Annotated in this window: 15 protein-coding genes; 9 read left to right on the plus strand and 6 right to left on the minus strand. The window is 71.7% G+C overall.

Annotated features, from left to right (window positions below; translation table 11 throughout):
* The first annotated feature begins 24 nt into the window (after positions 1-24).
* A complete protein-coding gene (mmpA, locus tag OG407_RS41880) occupies positions 25-162 on the plus strand; it encodes a morphogenic membrane protein MmpA (RefSeq protein ID WP_199810979.1) in 138 nt (45 codons plus the stop codon).
* 268 nt (positions 163-430) lie between these two features.
* Here mmpA and OG407_RS41885 read toward each other — a convergent pair whose 3' ends face one another.
* A complete protein-coding gene (locus OG407_RS41885) occupies positions 431-1,609 on the minus strand; it encodes a saccharopine dehydrogenase family protein (RefSeq protein WP_405865564.1) in 1,179 nt (392 codons plus the stop codon).
* A 91-nt stretch (positions 1,610-1,700) separates the two neighbouring features.
* Between OG407_RS41885 and OG407_RS41890 the strand changes: the two genes are divergently transcribed.
* From OG407_RS41890 to OG407_RS41915, 6 genes are all read left to right on the plus strand, one after another.
* Positions 1,701-2,099 (plus strand): MmcQ/YjbR family DNA-binding protein, encoded by a 399-nt coding sequence (locus tag OG407_RS41890; protein ID WP_405865566.1) that lies wholly within the window; start codon positions 1,701-1,703, stop codon positions 2,097-2,099.
* 106 nt (positions 2,100-2,205) lie between these two features.
* Positions 2,206-3,375: a CaiB/BaiF CoA transferase family protein gene (locus tag OG407_RS41895; protein WP_405865568.1), complete on the plus strand. Its 1,170-nt coding sequence runs from the start codon at positions 2,206-2,208 to the stop codon at positions 3,373-3,375.
* Positions 3,376-3,399: 24 nt separating this feature from the next.
* Positions 3,400-4,614 (plus strand): acetyl-CoA C-acetyltransferase, encoded by a 1,215-nt coding sequence (locus tag OG407_RS41900; protein WP_405865570.1) that lies wholly within the window; start codon positions 3,400-3,402, stop codon positions 4,612-4,614.
* A gap of 97 nt (positions 4,615-4,711) precedes the next feature.
* On the plus strand, positions 4,712-6,889 hold the full coding sequence (locus OG407_RS41905) for a 3-hydroxyacyl-CoA dehydrogenase NAD-binding domain-containing protein (protein ID WP_405865572.1): 2,178 nt from the start codon (positions 4,712-4,714) through the stop codon (positions 6,887-6,889).
* 98 nt (positions 6,890-6,987) lie between these two features.
* Positions 6,988-8,619, plus strand: coding sequence for a thiamine pyrophosphate-binding protein (locus OG407_RS41910; protein ID WP_405865574.1), 1,632 nt, complete (start codon positions 6,988-6,990; stop codon positions 8,617-8,619).
* 97 nt (positions 8,620-8,716) lie between these two features.
* Entirely contained in the window at positions 8,717-9,457 is a 741-nt protein-coding gene (locus OG407_RS41915) for an IclR family transcriptional regulator (protein WP_405865576.1), read from the plus strand.
* Positions 9,458-9,474: 17 nt separating this feature from the next.
* Here the strand turns inward: OG407_RS41915 and OG407_RS41920 are convergent, their stop codons facing one another.
* The 3 genes from OG407_RS41920 to OG407_RS41930 form a co-directional block, all read right to left on the minus strand.
* The gene (locus OG407_RS41920) at positions 9,475-10,977 is read right to left on the minus strand and encodes a sugar ABC transporter ATP-binding protein (RefSeq protein WP_405865578.1); all 1,503 of its coding nucleotides are present in this window, start codon (positions 10,975-10,977) and stop codon (positions 9,475-9,477) included.
* 1 nt (position 10,978) lies between these two features.
* The gene (locus tag OG407_RS41925) at positions 10,979-12,040 is read right to left on the minus strand and encodes a sugar ABC transporter substrate-binding protein (RefSeq protein ID WP_405865580.1); all 1,062 of its coding nucleotides are present in this window, start codon (positions 12,038-12,040) and stop codon (positions 10,979-10,981) included.
* A gap of 76 nt (positions 12,041-12,116) precedes the next feature.
* Positions 12,117-13,166 carry an ABC transporter permease gene (locus tag OG407_RS41930; RefSeq protein WP_405865582.1) on the minus strand — a complete coding sequence of 350 codons (1,050 nt, stop codon included), beginning with the start codon at positions 13,164-13,166 and terminating at the stop codon, positions 12,117-12,119.
* A 135-nt stretch (positions 13,167-13,301) separates the two neighbouring features.
* On the opposite strand from OG407_RS41930, the gene OG407_RS41935 reads away from it, so the two are divergent.
* On the plus strand, positions 13,302-14,027 hold the full coding sequence (locus OG407_RS41935; protein WP_405865584.1) for an SDR family NAD(P)-dependent oxidoreductase: 726 nt from the start codon (positions 13,302-13,304) through the stop codon (positions 14,025-14,027).
* On the opposite strand, the gene OG407_RS41940 is transcribed toward OG407_RS41935, so the two are convergent.
* The gene (locus OG407_RS41940; protein ID WP_405865586.1) at positions 14,013-14,753 is read right to left on the minus strand and encodes a MerR family transcriptional regulator; all 741 of its coding nucleotides are present in this window, start codon (positions 14,751-14,753) and stop codon (positions 14,013-14,015) included. The two genes, OG407_RS41935 and OG407_RS41940, sit on opposite strands and share 15 nt — an antisense overlap.
* Positions 14,754-14,972: 219 nt before the next feature.
* Between OG407_RS41940 and OG407_RS41945 the strand changes: the two genes are divergently transcribed.
* A complete protein-coding gene (locus OG407_RS41945; RefSeq protein ID WP_405865588.1) occupies positions 14,973-15,905 on the plus strand; it encodes an adenosine kinase in 933 nt (310 codons plus the stop codon).
* Here the strand turns inward: OG407_RS41945 and OG407_RS41950 are convergent.
* Positions 15,902-16,663, minus strand: a complete 762-nt coding sequence (locus OG407_RS41950) for a TioE family transcriptional regulator (RefSeq protein WP_405865590.1) — start codon at positions 16,661-16,663, stop codon at positions 15,902-15,904. The two genes, OG407_RS41945 and OG407_RS41950, sit on opposite strands and share 4 nt — an antisense overlap.
* Positions 16,664-16,687: the final 24 nt, after the last annotated feature.

Genomic DNA, 16,687 nt, shown 5'->3' on the forward strand with positions numbered 1-16,687 from the left:
CGCGTGATCGGCAGGCTGTCCCGCATGACAACCCACCGTTCCCCGAAGCCCGTTGCCCACCCGAGCCAGCCCGTCGAGCGGGCCGTGATGGTCGCGCTCGTCCTGTCCGTGGCGGCGGGCCTCGCGTGGATCGGCGGGATGATCTACACGCTGTGGCCGTGAGGCGCGGGTCGTACCGGTGCGGGAAACACGCGAGCCCCACCCCGCAAGTAGCGGTGTGGGGCTCGGAGTTGAGCGCCGGGCAGGCCTTGCACCTGCATTTCCCCGCAGGAAGCGGGGCGTCTTTCCTTGGACCACCGACGCACGACCAGACCCCGGATACTCCGGCGACCGGCTCATGATCCATCGTATCCCATTCCGAGAGTCACTCCGAACTCCCCGATGGGCCCGGCCAGTTCGAGGCCCGACGCTCTGCGGCGGCCCGACACGCTCACCGGGTCGCCGCCACCCGGAACGTGATGCCCGCGCTGCGGAGCCGTTCGATGAGGGCGTCTCCCATCGCCGCAGCCGTCGTCACCTGGCCCGCTGTGGGCGGGAGTTCGTCGAGGGCGAGGGAGAGGGCCGACTCGGCGAACATCTTCGCCGTCTCGTCGTAGCCGGGATCGCCGCCCGCGACCTCCGTGAAGACCCGGCGGCCGCCGCCCTCGCCGACGAACTTCACGGAGAACCAGCTCTTCGCGCGCTTCTCGGGGCTCGGTCCGTCGCCGGGCTTCAGGCGGTCGGACAACCAGCGCCGGGCGGGCGGGAGTTGGGCGGCCGTGGCCAGCGCCCCGACCGCCGTGACACCGCCGAGTACCACGGGGAGGTGGCGCACGGCCGCGTAGTGGCGGTAGCGGAAATCGGGGCCGTAACGCTCCAGGGCCCTCGCGGATCGTTGAACGACCTGCGGGTCGATGGTCGGCAGGGGCACCGCCCAGGAGCCGACCTCCCCGGCGAACCGCGGTGCCCCCATGGGCGCGCCGGCCCGGCGCCCCACCAGCCGCGGTTCGTGGCGGCGCCGCTCCCGGGCGGCGGCCAACACCTGCCTGCCGCGCCCGAGTTGGGTCAGCGCCGTGGCGAACGTGCCGCCGGAGAACATCGCGTCGGCGGTCACGAAACCGTCCACCGTCAGAGGTACCCCCTCCGGCAGCTGCTGGACCGTGAAGTACGCCCCCAGGTCGTGGGGGATCGAGTCGAAGCCCGCGCAGTGCACCAGCCGTGCGCCGGTCTCACGCGCGCGTGCGTCGTGGCGGACGTACGTCAGGTCGACGAACTCCGGCTCGCCGCTGAGGTCGAGATAGTCCGTGCCGGTGTCCGCGCAGGCGGCGACGAGGTCCTCGCCGTAGGTGACGTAGGGTCCGACCGTCGTGGCCACCACGCGTGCGTGCTCGGCGAGTTCGCGCAGGGAGGCCGGGTCGGAGACGTCGGCCCGGAGCATGCCGACCGACGTCCCGCCGGGGAGCCGTTCGCGCAGCCGCTTCAGTTTGAGTTCGTCGCGGCCGGCGATCGCCCAGCGCAGGCCCTCGGGTGCGTGCGCGGCGAGATACTCCGCGGTGAGCACGCCGACGAAGCCCGTTGCTCCGAAGAGCACGATGTCGTAGGGACGGTCCGTCCTGTTCAGCCTGCTCATGACACTCCTGGATCCCGCAGCCCGTGCCGCTGTCGGTGGCTGAGGCTAGCGTGAAGAGTGCGGAGTCCGACGACGAGCCCGGAGGTATCAGGTGGCCGTGACCGACAACGCCCTGAAGAAGCGGGCGAAAGTACGCGAGTTCGCCCTCGGGCTGCCGGGTGCCGCAGAGGAGTTCCCGTGGGGCGAGACCGTCGCGAAGGTCAACAAGAAGGTGTTCGTCTTCCTCGGCGTCGACGACGGCAGCCACCCGCCGGGCATGACGGTCAAGCTCACCGACCAGGCGGCCCACGCCCACGCGCTCACCGCACCCGGCGCCGAACCCGCGGGCTACGGCCTCGGCAAGGCGGGTTGGGTGCACCTGCCGCTCGCCGAGCAGGGCGCCCCGGCCGCCGAGCTGCTGTGCGACTGGGTGGAGGAGAGCTACCGCGCGATCGCCCCGAAGCGCCTGATAGCCGAGTTGGACGAGCAGGGCACGGCCGGCCGTGACTAACGGCGGGTAACTTGGCTAAGCGCTTGCTCGCCCAGGTCTTGTGTCGGGTGGAACGTGTTCTTACCATCGCTGGTGTTACATCGGTTGTGTCACAGCTGGGGGCTGGATGACAGCGGCAACGACGCCCGGGCACGGCCCGCTCTCCGGCGTGCGCGTGGTCGAGCTGGCCGGGATCGGCCCCGGCCCCTTCGCCGCCATGCTCCTCGCCGACCTGGGCGCCGACGTCGTCCGCGTCGACCGGCCCGGCGGCCCGGTGCTCGCCGTCAACCCCGAGTACGACATCACCAACCGCAACAAGCGCTCGGTCCTCCTCGACCTGAAGACACCCGACGGCCCCGCGCGCGTGCTCGACCTGGTCGAACGCGCCGACATCCTCATCGAGGGCAACCGCCCCGGCGTCACCGAGCGCCTCGGCGTGGGCCCCGCACCCTGCCACGCCCGCAACCCCCGGCTCGTCTACGGCCGGATGACCGGCTGGGGCCAGGACGGCCCCCTCGCCGAGCGCGCCGGGCACGACATCGCGTACATCGCGCTCACCGGCACCCTCGGCATGATCGGGTCCCCCGGGGAGCCCCCGCCCGCCCCCGCCAACCTGCTCGGCGACTACGCGGGCGGCGCGCTCTACCTCGTCGTCGGTGTCCTCGCGGCCCTGCACCACGCGCGCGTGACCGGCACCGGCCAGGTCGTCGACGCGGCCATCGTCGACGGCACCGCCCACCTCTCCTCGATGATCCACGGCATGCTCGCCGCCGGCAGCTGGCAGGACCGCCGCGCCGCCAACCTCCTCGACGGCGGCTGCCCGTACTACGGCACCTACGAGACCGCCGACGGCAGGCACATGGCCGTAGGCGCCCTGGAACCGCGGTTCTACGACGAGTTCGTGGACCTGCTCGGCCTCGCGGACTTCGCCGACGCCCGCCGGGACTGGACCCGTTGGGGCGAACTGCGCGAGGCGGTCGCGGCCCGCTTCCGCAGCCGTACGCGGGACGAGTGGACCGCCGTCTTCGCGGGCACGGACGCGTGCGTGGCGCCCGTGCTGTCGCTGCGCGAGGCCCCGCACCATCCGCACCTCGTCGCGCGCGGCACCTTCACCGAGCACGGCGGGATCACCCAGCCCGCCCCGGCACCCCGGTTCTCCGCGACGCCCACCTCGGTGCGCGGCGGGCCCGCCCGGCCCGGCGCGGACACGTCCGACGTGGCCCGGGACTGGGAACTCCCCGGACTTCTCGACGCCGTTGACGCCCCTCAGCGAGGAAACCCCTCGGAGAGTCCCTGAACACCCCCAGTGAAAGGCTTGGCAGTGAGCACCGAAGCGTATGTCTACGACGCGATCCGCACCCCGCGCGGGCGCGGCAAGGCCAATGGATCCCTGCACGGCACGAAGCCCATCGACCTGGTCGTCGGGCTCATCCACGAACTCCGTGACCGCTTCCCGGACCTGGACCCGGCCGCGATCGACGACATCGTGCTCGGCGTGGTCGGCCCGGTCGGCGACCAGGGCTCCGACATCGCCCGGATCGCCGCGGTGGCCGCCGGACTGCCGGACACGGTGGCCGGGGTGCAGGAGAACCGCTTCTGTGCCTCGGGCCTCGAAGCCGTCAACATGGCCGCCGCCAAGGTGCGTTCGGGCTGGGAGGACCTCGTCCTCGCCGGTGGAGTCGAGTCGATGTCCCGGGTGCCGATGGCCTCGGACGGCGGCGCCTGGTTCAACGACCCGATGACGAACCTCGCCGTCAACTTCGTACCCCAGGGCATCGGCGCCGACCTGATCGCCACGATCGAGGGATTCTCCCGGCGCGACGTGGACGAGTACGCGGCGCTCTCCCAGGAGCGGGCGGCCACCGCCTGGAAGGAGGGCCGCTTCGACCGGTCCGTCGTCCCGGTCCTGGACCGCAGCGGCCTCGTCGTCCTCGACCAGGACGAGCACCTGCGCCCCGGCACCACCGCCGACTCCCTCGCCCGGCTCAAGCCGTCCTTCGCGGACATCGGCGAACTCGGCGGCTTCGACGCGGTGGCCCTGCAGAAGTACCACTGGGTCGAGAAGATCGACCACGTCCACCACGCGGGCAACTCCTCCGGCATCGTCGACGGCGCCTCCCTCGTCGCCATCGGCTCCAAGGAGATCGGCGAGCGCTACGGCCTCACCCCGCGCGCGCGGATCGTCTCCGCCGCCGTCTCCGGCTCCGAGCCGACCATCATGCTCACCGGCCCCGCGCCCGCCACCCGCAAGGCCCTCGCCCGGGCCGGGCTGACCATCGACGACATCGACCTCGTCGAGATCAACGAGGCCTTCGCCGCGGTCGTCCTGCGCTTCGTGCGCGACATGGACCTGTCCCTGGACAAGGTCAACGTCAACGGCGGCGCCATCGCACTCGGCCACCCGCTCGGCGCCACCGGCGCGATCATCCTCGGCACGCTCGTCGACGAACTGGAGCGCCAGGACAAGCGCTACGGCCTCGCCACGCTGTGCGTGGGCGGCGGCATGGGCATCGCGACGATCGTCGAGCGCGTCTGAAGTCCCCGGCGGCCACCGGAGATCTCTGCTGCGACCAGAGATTTCCCCGGCCACCCGAGGCTTCCGCGGCGACCAGAGACTTCTACGGAGAACCCTCATGACCGAGAGCACCACCATCCGCTGGGAACAGGACGACACCGGGATCGTCACCCTCGTCCTCGACGACCCGGACCAGTCCGCGAACACCATGAACGCGGCCTTCCGCGACTCCCTCACCGCGATCGCCGACCGCCTGGAGACCGAGCGGGACTCCATCCGCGGCATCATCGTCACCTCCGCCAAGAAGACCTTCTTCGCGGGCGGCGACCTGCGCGACCTCATCCGTGTCACCCCGGACACCGCCCAGGAGTTCTTCGAGGGCGGCCTCGCCATCAAGCGGAACCTGCGCCGCATCGAGACCCTGGGCAAGCCGGTCGTCGCCGCGATCAACGGCGCGGCCCTGGGCGGCGGTTACGAGATCGCCCTCGCCTGCCACCACCGGGTCGCCCTCGACGCCCCCGGCTCCAAGATCGGCTGCCCGGAGGTCACCCTCGGCCTGCTCCCCGGAGGCGGCGGAGTCGTCCGCACGGTACGGCTGCTCGGCATCGCCGACGCCCTGCTGAAGGTGCTCCTCCAGGGCACCCAGTACAGCCCGCGGCGCGCCCAGGAGAACGGCCTCGTCCACGAAGTGGCCACCACCCCGGACGAGTTGATCGCCAAGACCCGCGCCTTCATCGACGCCAACCCGCAGTCGCAGCAGCCCTGGGACAAGCCCGGCTACCGCATCCCGGGCGGCACCCCGGCGAACCCCAAGTTCGCCGCCAACCTGCCCGCGTTCCCGGCGACCCTGCGCAAGCAGACCAACGGGGCGCCCTACCCGGCGCCGCGCAACATCCTCGCCGCCGCCGTCGAGGGCGCCCAGGTCGACTTCGAGACCGCCCAGGTCATCGAGACCCGCTACTTCGTCGAGCTGGCGGTCGGCCAGACCTCGAAGAACATGATCCAGGCGTTCTTCTTCGACCTCCAGGCCGTCAACTCCGGCGCCAACCGCCCCCAGGGCATCGCGTCCCGCCCGGTCCGCAAGGCTGCAGTCCTCGGCGCCGGGATGATGGGCGCCGGCATCGCCTACTCGTGCGCCCGCGCGGGCATCGACGTCGTCCTCAAGGACGTCACTCCGGAGGCGGCGGCCAAGGGCAAGGCCTACTCCGAGAAGCTCTGCGCCAAGGCGGTCTCCCGCGGCCGTACGACACAGGAGAAGGCGGACGCGCTGCTCGCCCGCATCACCCCCACCGCCGACCCGCAGCACCTCGCGGGCTGCGACGCGGTGATCGAGGCCGTCTTCGAGGACACCTCGCTCAAGCACAAGGTGTTCCAGGAGATCCAGCACATCGTCGAGCCCGACGCGCTGCTCTGCTCCAACACCTCCACCCTCCCCATCACCGCCCTCGCCGAAGGCGTGGAGCGCCAGGCCGACTTCATAGGGCTGCACTTCTTCTCGCCGGTCGACAAGATGCCCCTCGTCGAGATCATCAAGGGCGAGCGCACCGGCGACGAGGCCCTCGCGCGCGCCTTCGACCTGGTCCGGCAGATCAAGAAGACCCCGATCGTCGTCAACGACTCGCGCGGCTTCTTCACCTCACGGGTGATCGGCCAGTTCATCAACGAGGGCGTCGCGATGGTCGGCGAGGGCATCGAGCCCGCGTCCATCGAACAGGCCGCCGCGCAGGCCGGCTACCCGGCCAAGGTCCTTTCCCTGATGGACGAGTTGACGCTCACGCTCCCGCGCAAGATCCGCAACGAGTCCAAGCGGGCCGTCGAGGAGGCGGGCGGCACCTGGCCAGGGCACCCCGCCGAGGCCGTCATCGACCGCATGGTCGACGAGTTCGGCCGCACCGGCCGCAGCGGCGGCGCGGGCTTCTACGACTACGACGAGAACGGCAAGCGCGCCGGTCTGTGGCCGGGCCTGCGCGAGCACTTCACGCGTGAGGGCGCTGAGATCCCCTTCAAGGACATGCAGGAACGCATGCTCTTCTCCGAGGCCCTCGACACCGTCAAGCTCCTTGAAGAGGGCGTGCTGACGTCCGTCGCCGACGCCAACATCGGGTCCATCTTCGGGATCGGCTTCCCCGGTTGGACCGGCGGTGTCCTCCAGTACATCAACGGCTACGAGGGCGGCCTGCCCGGCTTCGTGGCACGCGCGCGTGCGCTCGCCGAGCGCTACGGGGAGCGGTTCACGCCGCCCGCGCTGCTCGTGGAGAAGGCGGAGAAGGGGGAGCGGTTCAGCGACGCGCGCTGACGTATCGCTGAGCGACACGCTGCCCTTGCCCTCGTGGGGACGGGACCCCGACGCTGACCGGCGAACCGGTCACCGGTCCCGTCCCCCGAGGAGCCCCCATGGGATACCGTCCCGCCCTCGCCCTCCTCGACGTCCTGCGCGGCGAGGGCGTGGACCGGATCTTCGGCAACCCCGGCACCACCGAACTCCCGTTCCTGGCAGCCCTGTCGGAGGCCGAGAACGCCCCCGAGTACGTCCTCGGCGTCCACGAGGGCGCCGTCGTCTCCATGGCCGACGGCTACGCGCGCGGCACCGGCCGCCCCGCGTTCGTCAGCCTGCACATCGCCGCCGGACTCGCCAACGGCCTCATCGGCCTTCTCAACGCCCGCCGTTCACGCACCCCGCTCGTCGTCACGGCCGGCCAGCAGGACCGCCGCCACCTCCAGCAGGACCCCATGCTCTCCGGCGACCTGCTCGGCCTCGCGAGGCCCGCGGTGAAGGCCACGTACGACATCCAGCACGCCCGCGACCTGCCCCTCGCCCTGCGCCGCGCCTTCGCCCAGTCCCAACGGCCGCCCGCCGGGCCGGTGTTCCTCTCCCTCCCCATGGACCTCCTCGCCGAGGACACCGAGGTCGAGGTCCCCGCCCGTACCGCCCCGGCACGCCAGGGGCCCGCCACAGGGCTCGACCGGGCCGCCCTACTGCTCGGCGGTGCCGCGCGCCCCGCGATCGTCGCCGGGGACGGAGCGGGCCGCGAGGACGCGGTGGCGGCGCTCGTCCGCACGGCGGAGGCCTGCGGGGCGACGGTCTACCACCAGCCGATGGCGGACTGGCTCAACTTCCCTGCCACACACCCCCTTTACGCCGGGATGCTGCCGCCCCGCCACGACGCGATCCGGGACATGCTGTCGTCGTACGACACCGTCCTCATCGTCGGAGCCCACGCCTTCACACCCCACCACTACAGCCCGGGGCCCGCCCTGCCGCCCGGCATCACCGTCGTCCAACTCGACTCGGACGCCGACGAGATCGGCCGCAACTTCCCCGCCGACGCCGGGCTCGTCGGCGCCCTCGCGCCCTCGCTCAACCGGCTCGCCGAGCTGCTGCGCGAGCAGGTCCCCGACCACACCGCCAAGGCGCGCATGCTGCGCGCCGGTGAACGGCACACCGCCGAACGGGACCGCGCCGAGTCCGCCGCCCACGCCGCCTACTCGACGGCACCGCTCGCACCGTGGGCCGCCGCCCACGCCGTCGCGCGTGGCCTGCCGCCGGACGCCGTGGTCGTCGAAGAGGCCATCACCGTGGGCCTGTTGCTCCGCCGGCTGCTACGACTCGACCGCCCCGGCAGCTACACCCACGCCGTCGGCGGCGGCCTGGGCTGGGGCATCGGCGCCGCCGTCGGCCGCTCGCTCGCCGAACCCGGGCGACCCGTCGTCTCGGTCCTCGGGGACGGCTGCGCGCTGTTCGGACTCCAGGGGCTGTGGAGCGCGGCACGGCAGCAAGTACCGGTGCTGTTCGTGGTGATGGGCAACGGCAGCTACCGCACCCTCCAGGACACGTACCAGGCGATGGGCGGCACGGGCAGGTGCCCCGGAACCGAACTGGGGGACCTGGACTTCACCCGGGCGGCGCGGTTCTTCGGGGTCGACGCGGTACGCGCGGACAGCGCCGACCACCTGCGTGAACTGGTCGCCGGGGCATACGAGTTGACCCGGCCGCTGCTCGTGGACGTACCGCTTCGACCGTCGTGACGCCGTGAACTCGACGAGGTACCGCTTCGATTGCGGTTCCTGACTCACCGTCACCGACACCTTGTCACCCGTGCGCGACAGCGACCACCATCGGTCCATGACGGACGGGCCGCTGCCGAAGTCGGTACTCGCACGCGGGGTGTTGCTGCTGCGCGCCTGCGGCGACGCCGAGACCGCGCTCTCCCTCGCCGAACTGGCCCTGCGCACCGGGCTGCCCAAGCCGACGGCGCACCGGCTGATCGGCGAACTGGTCCGGCTCGGTCTGGTCGAGCGCACCCCCGAAGGCAGCTACCGCATCGGGCTCGCCCTCTTCGTCCTCGGCCAGTCGGCGCCGTCCGTACGGGAGTTGCGCACGGTGGCGCTGCCCTATCTGGGCGACCTGCACGAGGCGACCCACGAGAACGTGCACCTGGCCGTCCCGGACGGCACCGACACCCTCTTCCTGGAGAAGATCACCGGCCGCCGCGCCACCCCGATCGTCTCCCGCACCGGCGGCCGGCTGCCCGCCCACTGCACCGCCACCGGCAAGGTCTTCCTCGCGCAGGACCCACGCCCGGCCCGCCGCACCCTGGCCCGCCTCACCCCGCGCACCCTGGTCCTCCCCGGCCAACTCGCCCGCGACCTCGCCCTGACCCGGGCCCGCGGCTACGGGGTGAACCTGGAGGAGGCCGAGATCGGCATCTCGGCGGTCGCGGCCCCCGTGTACGCCCATGACCGCGGCCTCGGCCCGATCGCCGCGATCTCCGTCACCGGCGGTACCCGCCGCCTGGACGTGGACCGCATCGGGGCACGCCTGTTGGCGGCGGCGCGGGCGATCACGCGCATGCTCTCCGACTGACGGGCCGGGGCTGAAGTTCAGCGGTCGGCAGGGGAGTCGGTCCCGGTTCCTGAAGCTCCCGCCCCGTTCGTCCGCTGCATCGCCGCCGCCAGCCCGTGCTCGGTCAACCGCTCCCCGCGCACCTCCTCGGTGACCCGCCCGCGCACGAACACCAGCACCCGGTCACACACCTCCGTCAGCTCCGCGAGGTCGGTCGAGGCGACCAGGACGGCCGCGCCGCCCGCCGCCAACTCGCCCACGATGCGGTGCATCTCGGCGCGTACGCCGACGTCGACACCCCGGGTCGGATCGTCCAGGACGACGATCTTCGGGTCGGTCGCGAGCCACTTGGCGAAGACGACCTTCTGCTGGTTGCCGCCGGACAGCCGGGCGACCAGGTCGTACGGCCCGCCGCGCAGCCGCAGCCGCTCGGTCAAGTCGACCGTGCGGCGCACGAGTTCGGAGCGGGAGGGGGCGATCCCGCCCCGGCCCAGGGCCAGCCAGCTGACCGCCGTGGTGTTCTCCCACACCGTGCGGTCCACCATCAGCCCGTACCGTTTGCGGTCGCTCGGCACGAAGGCGACGCCCGCGCGCACCGCGCCCCGCAGCGAGCGCGGCAGCCCCCGGCCGCCGACGTCCACCCGGCCCGCGGAGATCGCCGTACGCCCGCACACCACCGCCAGCGCGTCGAGATGGCCCGCGCCCTGCAGCCCGGCGACCCCGACCAGCTCACCCGCCCGCACGGTGAACGTCACGTCGGTCAGCCGCCCGTCGACGCTCACCCGGGACAGCACCACGGGCGGCGGCCGGTCGGCCAAGGACCGTACCCGGCGCGGCGGTTGCTCCGGCCGGCCGCCCAGCATCGCCGACACCAGCTCCGGCACATCGACCTCGGCCCGCTCCACACCCGCCAGGACGACCCGCCCGTCCCGCAGGACCGTCACGCGCTGCGCGAAGCGCATCACCTCGTCCAGGAAGTGGGACACGTACAGGACGGCGATGCCCCGGTCGGTCAGCGCGCGCAGGACATGGTCGAGGCGGTCGACGGCGGCGGCCGGGAGCGCCGACGTGGGCTCGTCGAGGATCAGCAGCTTGGGGCGTCGGAGCAGAGCGCGCGCGATCTCCGTCAACTGCTGGTCCGCGAGGGGCAGTTCACCCAGTTCCGTGCGGGGGTCGACATCCAGGCCGAGTTCCGCGAGGACCGGTCGGGCCGCCCGGTCCATGGCGCTCCGGTCCAACAGGCCCAGGCGCCGGGGCGGATGCTGCGGGAAGAGGTTCTCGCGCACGGTGAGGTCCGGGAAGAGGCTCAACTCCTGGGAGACGACGGCGATCCTGGCATCCTCGGCCGTCCGCACCGTCCCGCCGTCCGCCGCCAGGATCCCCGACAGGATGCGTACCAGCGTCGACTTCCCGGCGCCGTTCTCACCGACCAGCGCGTGCACCTCGCCGCCGCGCAGCCGGATCGACGCCCCGTCCAACGCCCGTACCCCGCCATAGGACTTGACCAGTTCCTCCGCCGCGAGGATGTCGTCGTGAGTCATCTCAGCGCGCGTCCTTCAGCGGCTTGAGGCCGGCCGCCTCGTCGCCGAGGAGCTTGTCGATCGTCGGCTTGTACCAGTCGTACGCCGCCTGCGCCGACTTCTGCCGGGCGATGATCTCGTCGATGTTGGACGAGTCGACGACCCCGCCGGGCGACAGGAACCAACCGTCGGGCAGCTTGCCCTTCTTGTCGCGCACGGCCTCGATCAGCATCGCCGTGGACAGATAGCCCTTCAGGAAGTGCTGCGGGTCGATGGTGACGAAGTTGGAGCCGTCCTTGACCGCGTCCAGGGTCTTCGGGTCGACGTCGAAGCCGGCCGTCAGCCACTTTCCGTTCTCGGCCTTCTTGATCTTGGCGAGGTTGTAGCTGTCGGCGTCACCCACGCCGAGGAAGGCGAGCGCGTCCGGGTGCGCGTTCACCTGCGCGGACCAGGCGCTGTAGTTCTGGCCGGGATCGCTGTACGTCTGGAAGGGGCCGAGGACCTTGACGCCGGGCGCCTCCTTCTTGAACGTGTCGGAGATGCCCTTGGCCCGGTTGTCGAGCACCGGCGTCCCCGGGTTGGGCACGCCGATCACGATCTGGCCCTTCGGGCTGCTGCCGAGCCGCTTCAGCGCCTCCTTCGCCATTAGCTCACCGAGCGCGTAATTGTCGTTCCCCACATAGAAGTCGACCTTGCTGCCGTCGGTGGGGGAGGTGTCCAGGGCGACGATCGGGACGCCCTGGTCGACGGCGCGTGCGGCGGGCCGGGTGAAGATCGGCGGATCGAGGTTCTCCAGGACGATGCCGTCCTTGGCGACGGCGGTGAGGTTCTGAAACAGCTGCACCTCGGCGGGCCCGTCCGTGTTGGGCGGTCCTACGGCCTTGAAGTCGACCTTCCCCGCGTGACTCGCCGCGCTCTGCGCGCCCAGCACCATCTCGTGGGCGAAGTTCAGGGAGATGTTGGCGACCGAAATACCCATCTTCAGCCTGCCGTTGCCGCCGCCGGAACCGCTGCCGCAGCCTGCGGTGGCCAGCAGGACCAGGGCGCCGAGCGCCGCGGACCAGGTACGCGAACGGGAGTGCATCACGGCCTCCAAAAGGCAGGACCACAGGGGGACTTGACGACAGGGCGACATGGACGACTTGGACGACGGGGAGACTTCACTGGCGACGGCGTCCCGTGCGGCGCAGCGCGCTGTCGGCCGCGACGGCGACGAGGATCACCCCGCCGGTCGCGAACGACGTCCAGTTGATGGGTACTTCGAAGAAGACCAGGCCGGAGGCGACGACCGACAGGATCATCGCCCCGGCCACCGCCCCGACCACCGAGCCGCGGCCCCCGGCCAGCGGAGTGCCGCCGATGATGCACGCGGCGATCGCCTGCAACTCGTAGCCCTGTCCCAGAGTCGGGTCCCCGGCGCCGTAGAAGGCGAGCGCGAGGACGGCGGCGCACGCGGTGGTGAGCCCGGAGAGGGCCAGCGCCTGGACGCGGGTGCGGACGACCGGGATGCCGCTGAACGCGGCGGCGTCGGGGTTGGACCCGATCGCCCGCACCCGGGCCCCGAAGCGCGTCCGGGACAGCACGACCGCCAGCACGACGATCACGGCGAGCAGCACCCACAGGGCGAACGGCACCCCGCCCGGATCACCGCCCGCGAAGGTGAAGAACGAGTTGTCCAGGGGGAGATCGGTGATCTGCTTGCCGTCGGCCAGCGCCAGCCCGACACCCCGGAAGAGCATGAGCGTGCCCAGCGTCACGATGAACGACGGCAGCGCGAGCAGCGTCGTCACCAGCGCGTTGAACACGCCCAGCCCGATCCCGGTGACCAGCATCACCGGCACCGCCAGCCAGGGCGGGGTGCCGTCCCGGATCAGCAACGCCCCGACGACCAGGCACATCGCGTAGGTCCCGCCGACGGACAGATCGACCTCGCGCATCGACAGCGCGAACACCATGCCGCACGCCATCAGCGAGATGTAGACGGAGTTGTGGGCCGTGGACAGGAGGTTGTTCGTGCCGAGGAAGTCCGGGTACGGGATCCCGATCCCGGCGATCAGCAGCCCCAGCACGAGCAGCACACCGAACTCGTCCCGGACCAACCGGCGCGGACGCGGCCCGAGTCGGCGCCGGACGGTCGCCAACCGGCCCTGCCCGCCGCCCTGTTCGCGGGCGCGCTCGGCGTCGTCCACGGCACGCTCGGTCTCGGTCATCGGGCACGGCTCCCGTACGGCTGGTGCTGGGGTCGTCACGCAGGGTGGGCCCACCGGGCGCGGGCGGCAACAAGGGCGTTTCAGCGAGTGGAATGCGCTCTTGCCGTGCACTTGACGGGTCGTCACACTCGCCCCATGGAGACACGTACCGCCCTGGTGACCGGAGCGGCACAGGGCCTCGGGCGGGAGTTCGCCGTCGCGCTCGCCGGGCACGGCTGCCGGGTCGCCGGACTCGACCTCGTCGCACAGCCGGAGACCGCCGAACAGGTGCCGGGCTACGTGGAGTTGATCGGAGATGTCACCGACGAGGGCCAGATCCAGGGGGCGTTGGAACGCGTCATCGAAGAGTTCGGCACCCTGCACATCCTCGTCAACAACGCCGGTGTCTACCCGTCGTGCCCCTTCGAGGAGATCACACCCGGGGAATGGCGCCGGATCATGCGCGTCAACCTGGAGGCCCCGTTCCTGCTGACCCGCGCGGTCCTGCCGTATCTGAAGGCCGCCGGCTGGGGCCGTGTCGTCAACATCGTCTCGGCCGCCGTCCTCACCGCGCCGCCCACGATGGTGCCGTACGTCGCTTCGAAGATGGGCCTGATCGGCTTCACCAGGTCACTCGCCGCGGCGCTCGGGCCGTACGGCATCACCGTCAACGCGATCGCGCCCAGCATGGTGCGCACCGCGACGGCCGAGCGGACGGTCGGCGCGGACGGTGGCTTCGAGCACGTACGGGTCGGTCAGGTCGTCCCGCGCACGCAGGAGCCGTCGGACCTGATCTCGACGCTGCTGTACGTCGTCGACGAGGGCAGCGGGTTCCTGACCGGGCAGACGCTGAACGTGTCGGGCGGCTCAGCCTTCCTCTGACTCCCGCGGCCCCTCCGGCCCCTTGAGCCACTCACGGAGCTCCTCCCGCAGCGACCGCTGAAAGGCCGTCAGAAGGGCCTGCACGACCAGGGGTTGCATGTGCGCGGACAGGGACTTCACGTCCTGCGCGGCGCGTTGGGAGACCTCCCCGCGGAACACCTGCGACAACTCGTGGGCCGCCGCGCGGGAGTGCTCGATCAGGACGTTCCGGGACGCGAGGATCGCCTCCTGCGACACCGGTACGTCGAGCAGTCGTACGCCGAGCCGCAGCAGACCGGAGTCGACGCGGTAGGAGGCCCCGTCGAGCCCGACCACGCCCATCGCGACGAGCCGCTCCACGTCCTCCTCGCTCAGCGCCCGGCCCGCCCGCCGCTCCACCTCCCGCCTGCCCAGGGTCTCCACCGTGTCCGGCGCCCACGAGGCCACCACCGCGCGGTGGATCGCGAGGTCGTGCGCGCTGAGGTCCGGCGGCAGTTGCCCCAGATAGCGCTCGATCGCGGCCAGCGTCATGCCCTGGTGCTGCAACTCCTCGATCAGCGCGAGCCGCGACAGATGCTCCGGCCCGTAGTGCCCGACCCGCCGCGCCCCGATCACCGGCGGCGGGAGCAGCCCCTTGGTGCTGTAGAACCGGACCGTGCGGACCGTGGTACCGGCCCGCGCGGCCAGTTCGTCGATCGTGAGCGTCGGCTCCTCGGTGTCGGTATCGGTCTCGGCGTCGGTCGTCATACGCAGCAGTATCGCTGTCTCACCAACACTGTGAAACCGCACGAGGCCCGTTGTCAGTGGTGCCGCCTACGGTGGGTGTCATGGGGGAGATCAACTATGTCCGAGGTGACGCGACCGTTCCGTCGGTGTACGACCACGGGGACTGAGCCCCCGATCCAACTTGCCCCAGGCTGAAAGGAGTTGCAGAATCTTGCGCAACTGCAGGAAGGGCCGTGAGCCATGAGCCGTGACATTGATGTCCTCGTCCTGGGTGGCGCCGGAGTCGACACCATCGTCCACGTCCCCGAACTACCGCTCCCGTACGCCGACAGCTACATGATCGACCCCGGCATCCGCACCCGCGCCGGCCAGACCGGCGACTTCGTGGCCCTCGGCCTCAGCGCGCTGGGCCTGCGCACCCACCACCTCGACATGATCGGCGCCGACCCCGAGGGCGACCTGGTCCGCGCCCTGCACCGCGACCACGCCCTCCCGCTCACCGAAGTCCCGCAGGCCGCCGGCACCAAGCGCGCGGTCAACCTCGTCGGCCCCGACGGCCGGCGCCTCTCCCTCTACGACGCGACCCGCGCCCACCCCGACGACCGCCTCCCGGAACCCACGGTCCGCGCCCTCGCCACGACGAGCCGCCACGCCCACGTCTCCATCACCCAGCCCTGCGCCCACGCCCTCCCGCTGTTGCGCGAGTCCGGCACGACGATCTCGGCGGACCTGCACAACTGGGACGGCGAGAACCCGTACCAGGCGGAGTTCGCCCACGCCGCCGACATCGTCTTCCTGTCCACCACCGCCCTGACCGGCGACCCCGAACGCGCCATGCGCGCCATCGCCGAGCGGGGACGGGCCGAACTCGTCGTCGCCACGGCCGGAGCGGACGGCGCGTATCTGCTGGCCGACGACGAGGTGACCCACATCCCGACCACCACACCCCGGAGACCGGTCGTCGACTCCAACGGCGCGGGCGACGCCTTCGCCTCCGCCTTCCTCTTCGGTTGGCTGAACGGGGAGTCCCCGCAGCGGTGTGCCCGGTACGGCGCGATCGCCGGGGCGTACGCGTGCACGGTGCCGTCGACGGAGATCGACGCGATCGGGCGGGATGAACTCCTCGTCCAGGTCGCGGAGTTGGAGGCCTCGACGGTCGGCACGCCGCACTAGACCGTAGTCGACGAGGCGAGGGCAGAGACGCTCGGGCCGTCTCCGGGCGCCGGTGGGCAGCCGAGGTAGGCGTCCAGCGCGGCGGCGCCGGTGAGCAGGGCGCGCCCGCGGGCCGAGAGGCGGGCGTGCCAGTCGCGCAGCGTCGATGCGAGCGGCGCGACGCCTCCGGCGGAACGGACCTGGGCGATCAGCGGGGCGATCTGTTCGAGCAGGTGGCCGCCCCGTCTGAGCTGGTGGACCAGGAGGGCGTCGCGTACGTCGACCGGGCCGTAGACCCGGTAGCCCGTCCGCGGGTCGCGGCGCGGCTGGACCAGACCCGCGCGCTCCCATGTGCGCAGGGTCGCCGGACGGATGCCGAGCCTTCTCGCCAGCGGGCCGACGAACGTGTCGCCGCGTTCCTCCGGTACGGGCCGGAGGTCGCGAAGCGCGCCTTCGACGGCCTGGAGGGTGCGGCGGTCGTCGAGAAGCTGCACATGACTGTCGTCGATGAGCCGGAGCGCGTCCTCGATGGCGTCCCGGTTGACCGCCCGCATGATCGCCGCGGCCGTCTGGTGGCCGTGTCCGGGCACGAGCGCGAGAAACGCGTGCAGGGCCCGGGCGTGCCGCCGCGTGTAGGTGCGGTAGCCGTGCGCGGTGCGTTCGGCGGCCGGAAGGATGCCGGCCGCTTCGTAGTTGCGGACCGCCTGCGTCGACAGACCGTGACTGCGCGCCAGGTCGACCGGCCTGAGACGACCATCGCTTTGAGGGTTTCGCTTCACTTTCCCGCCACTGCCGACCAAAAG

This window comes from Streptomyces sp. NBC_01515 (assembly GCF_045040345.1).
Classification (GTDB): Bacteria; Actinomycetota; Actinomycetes; order Streptomycetales; family Streptomycetaceae; genus Streptomyces.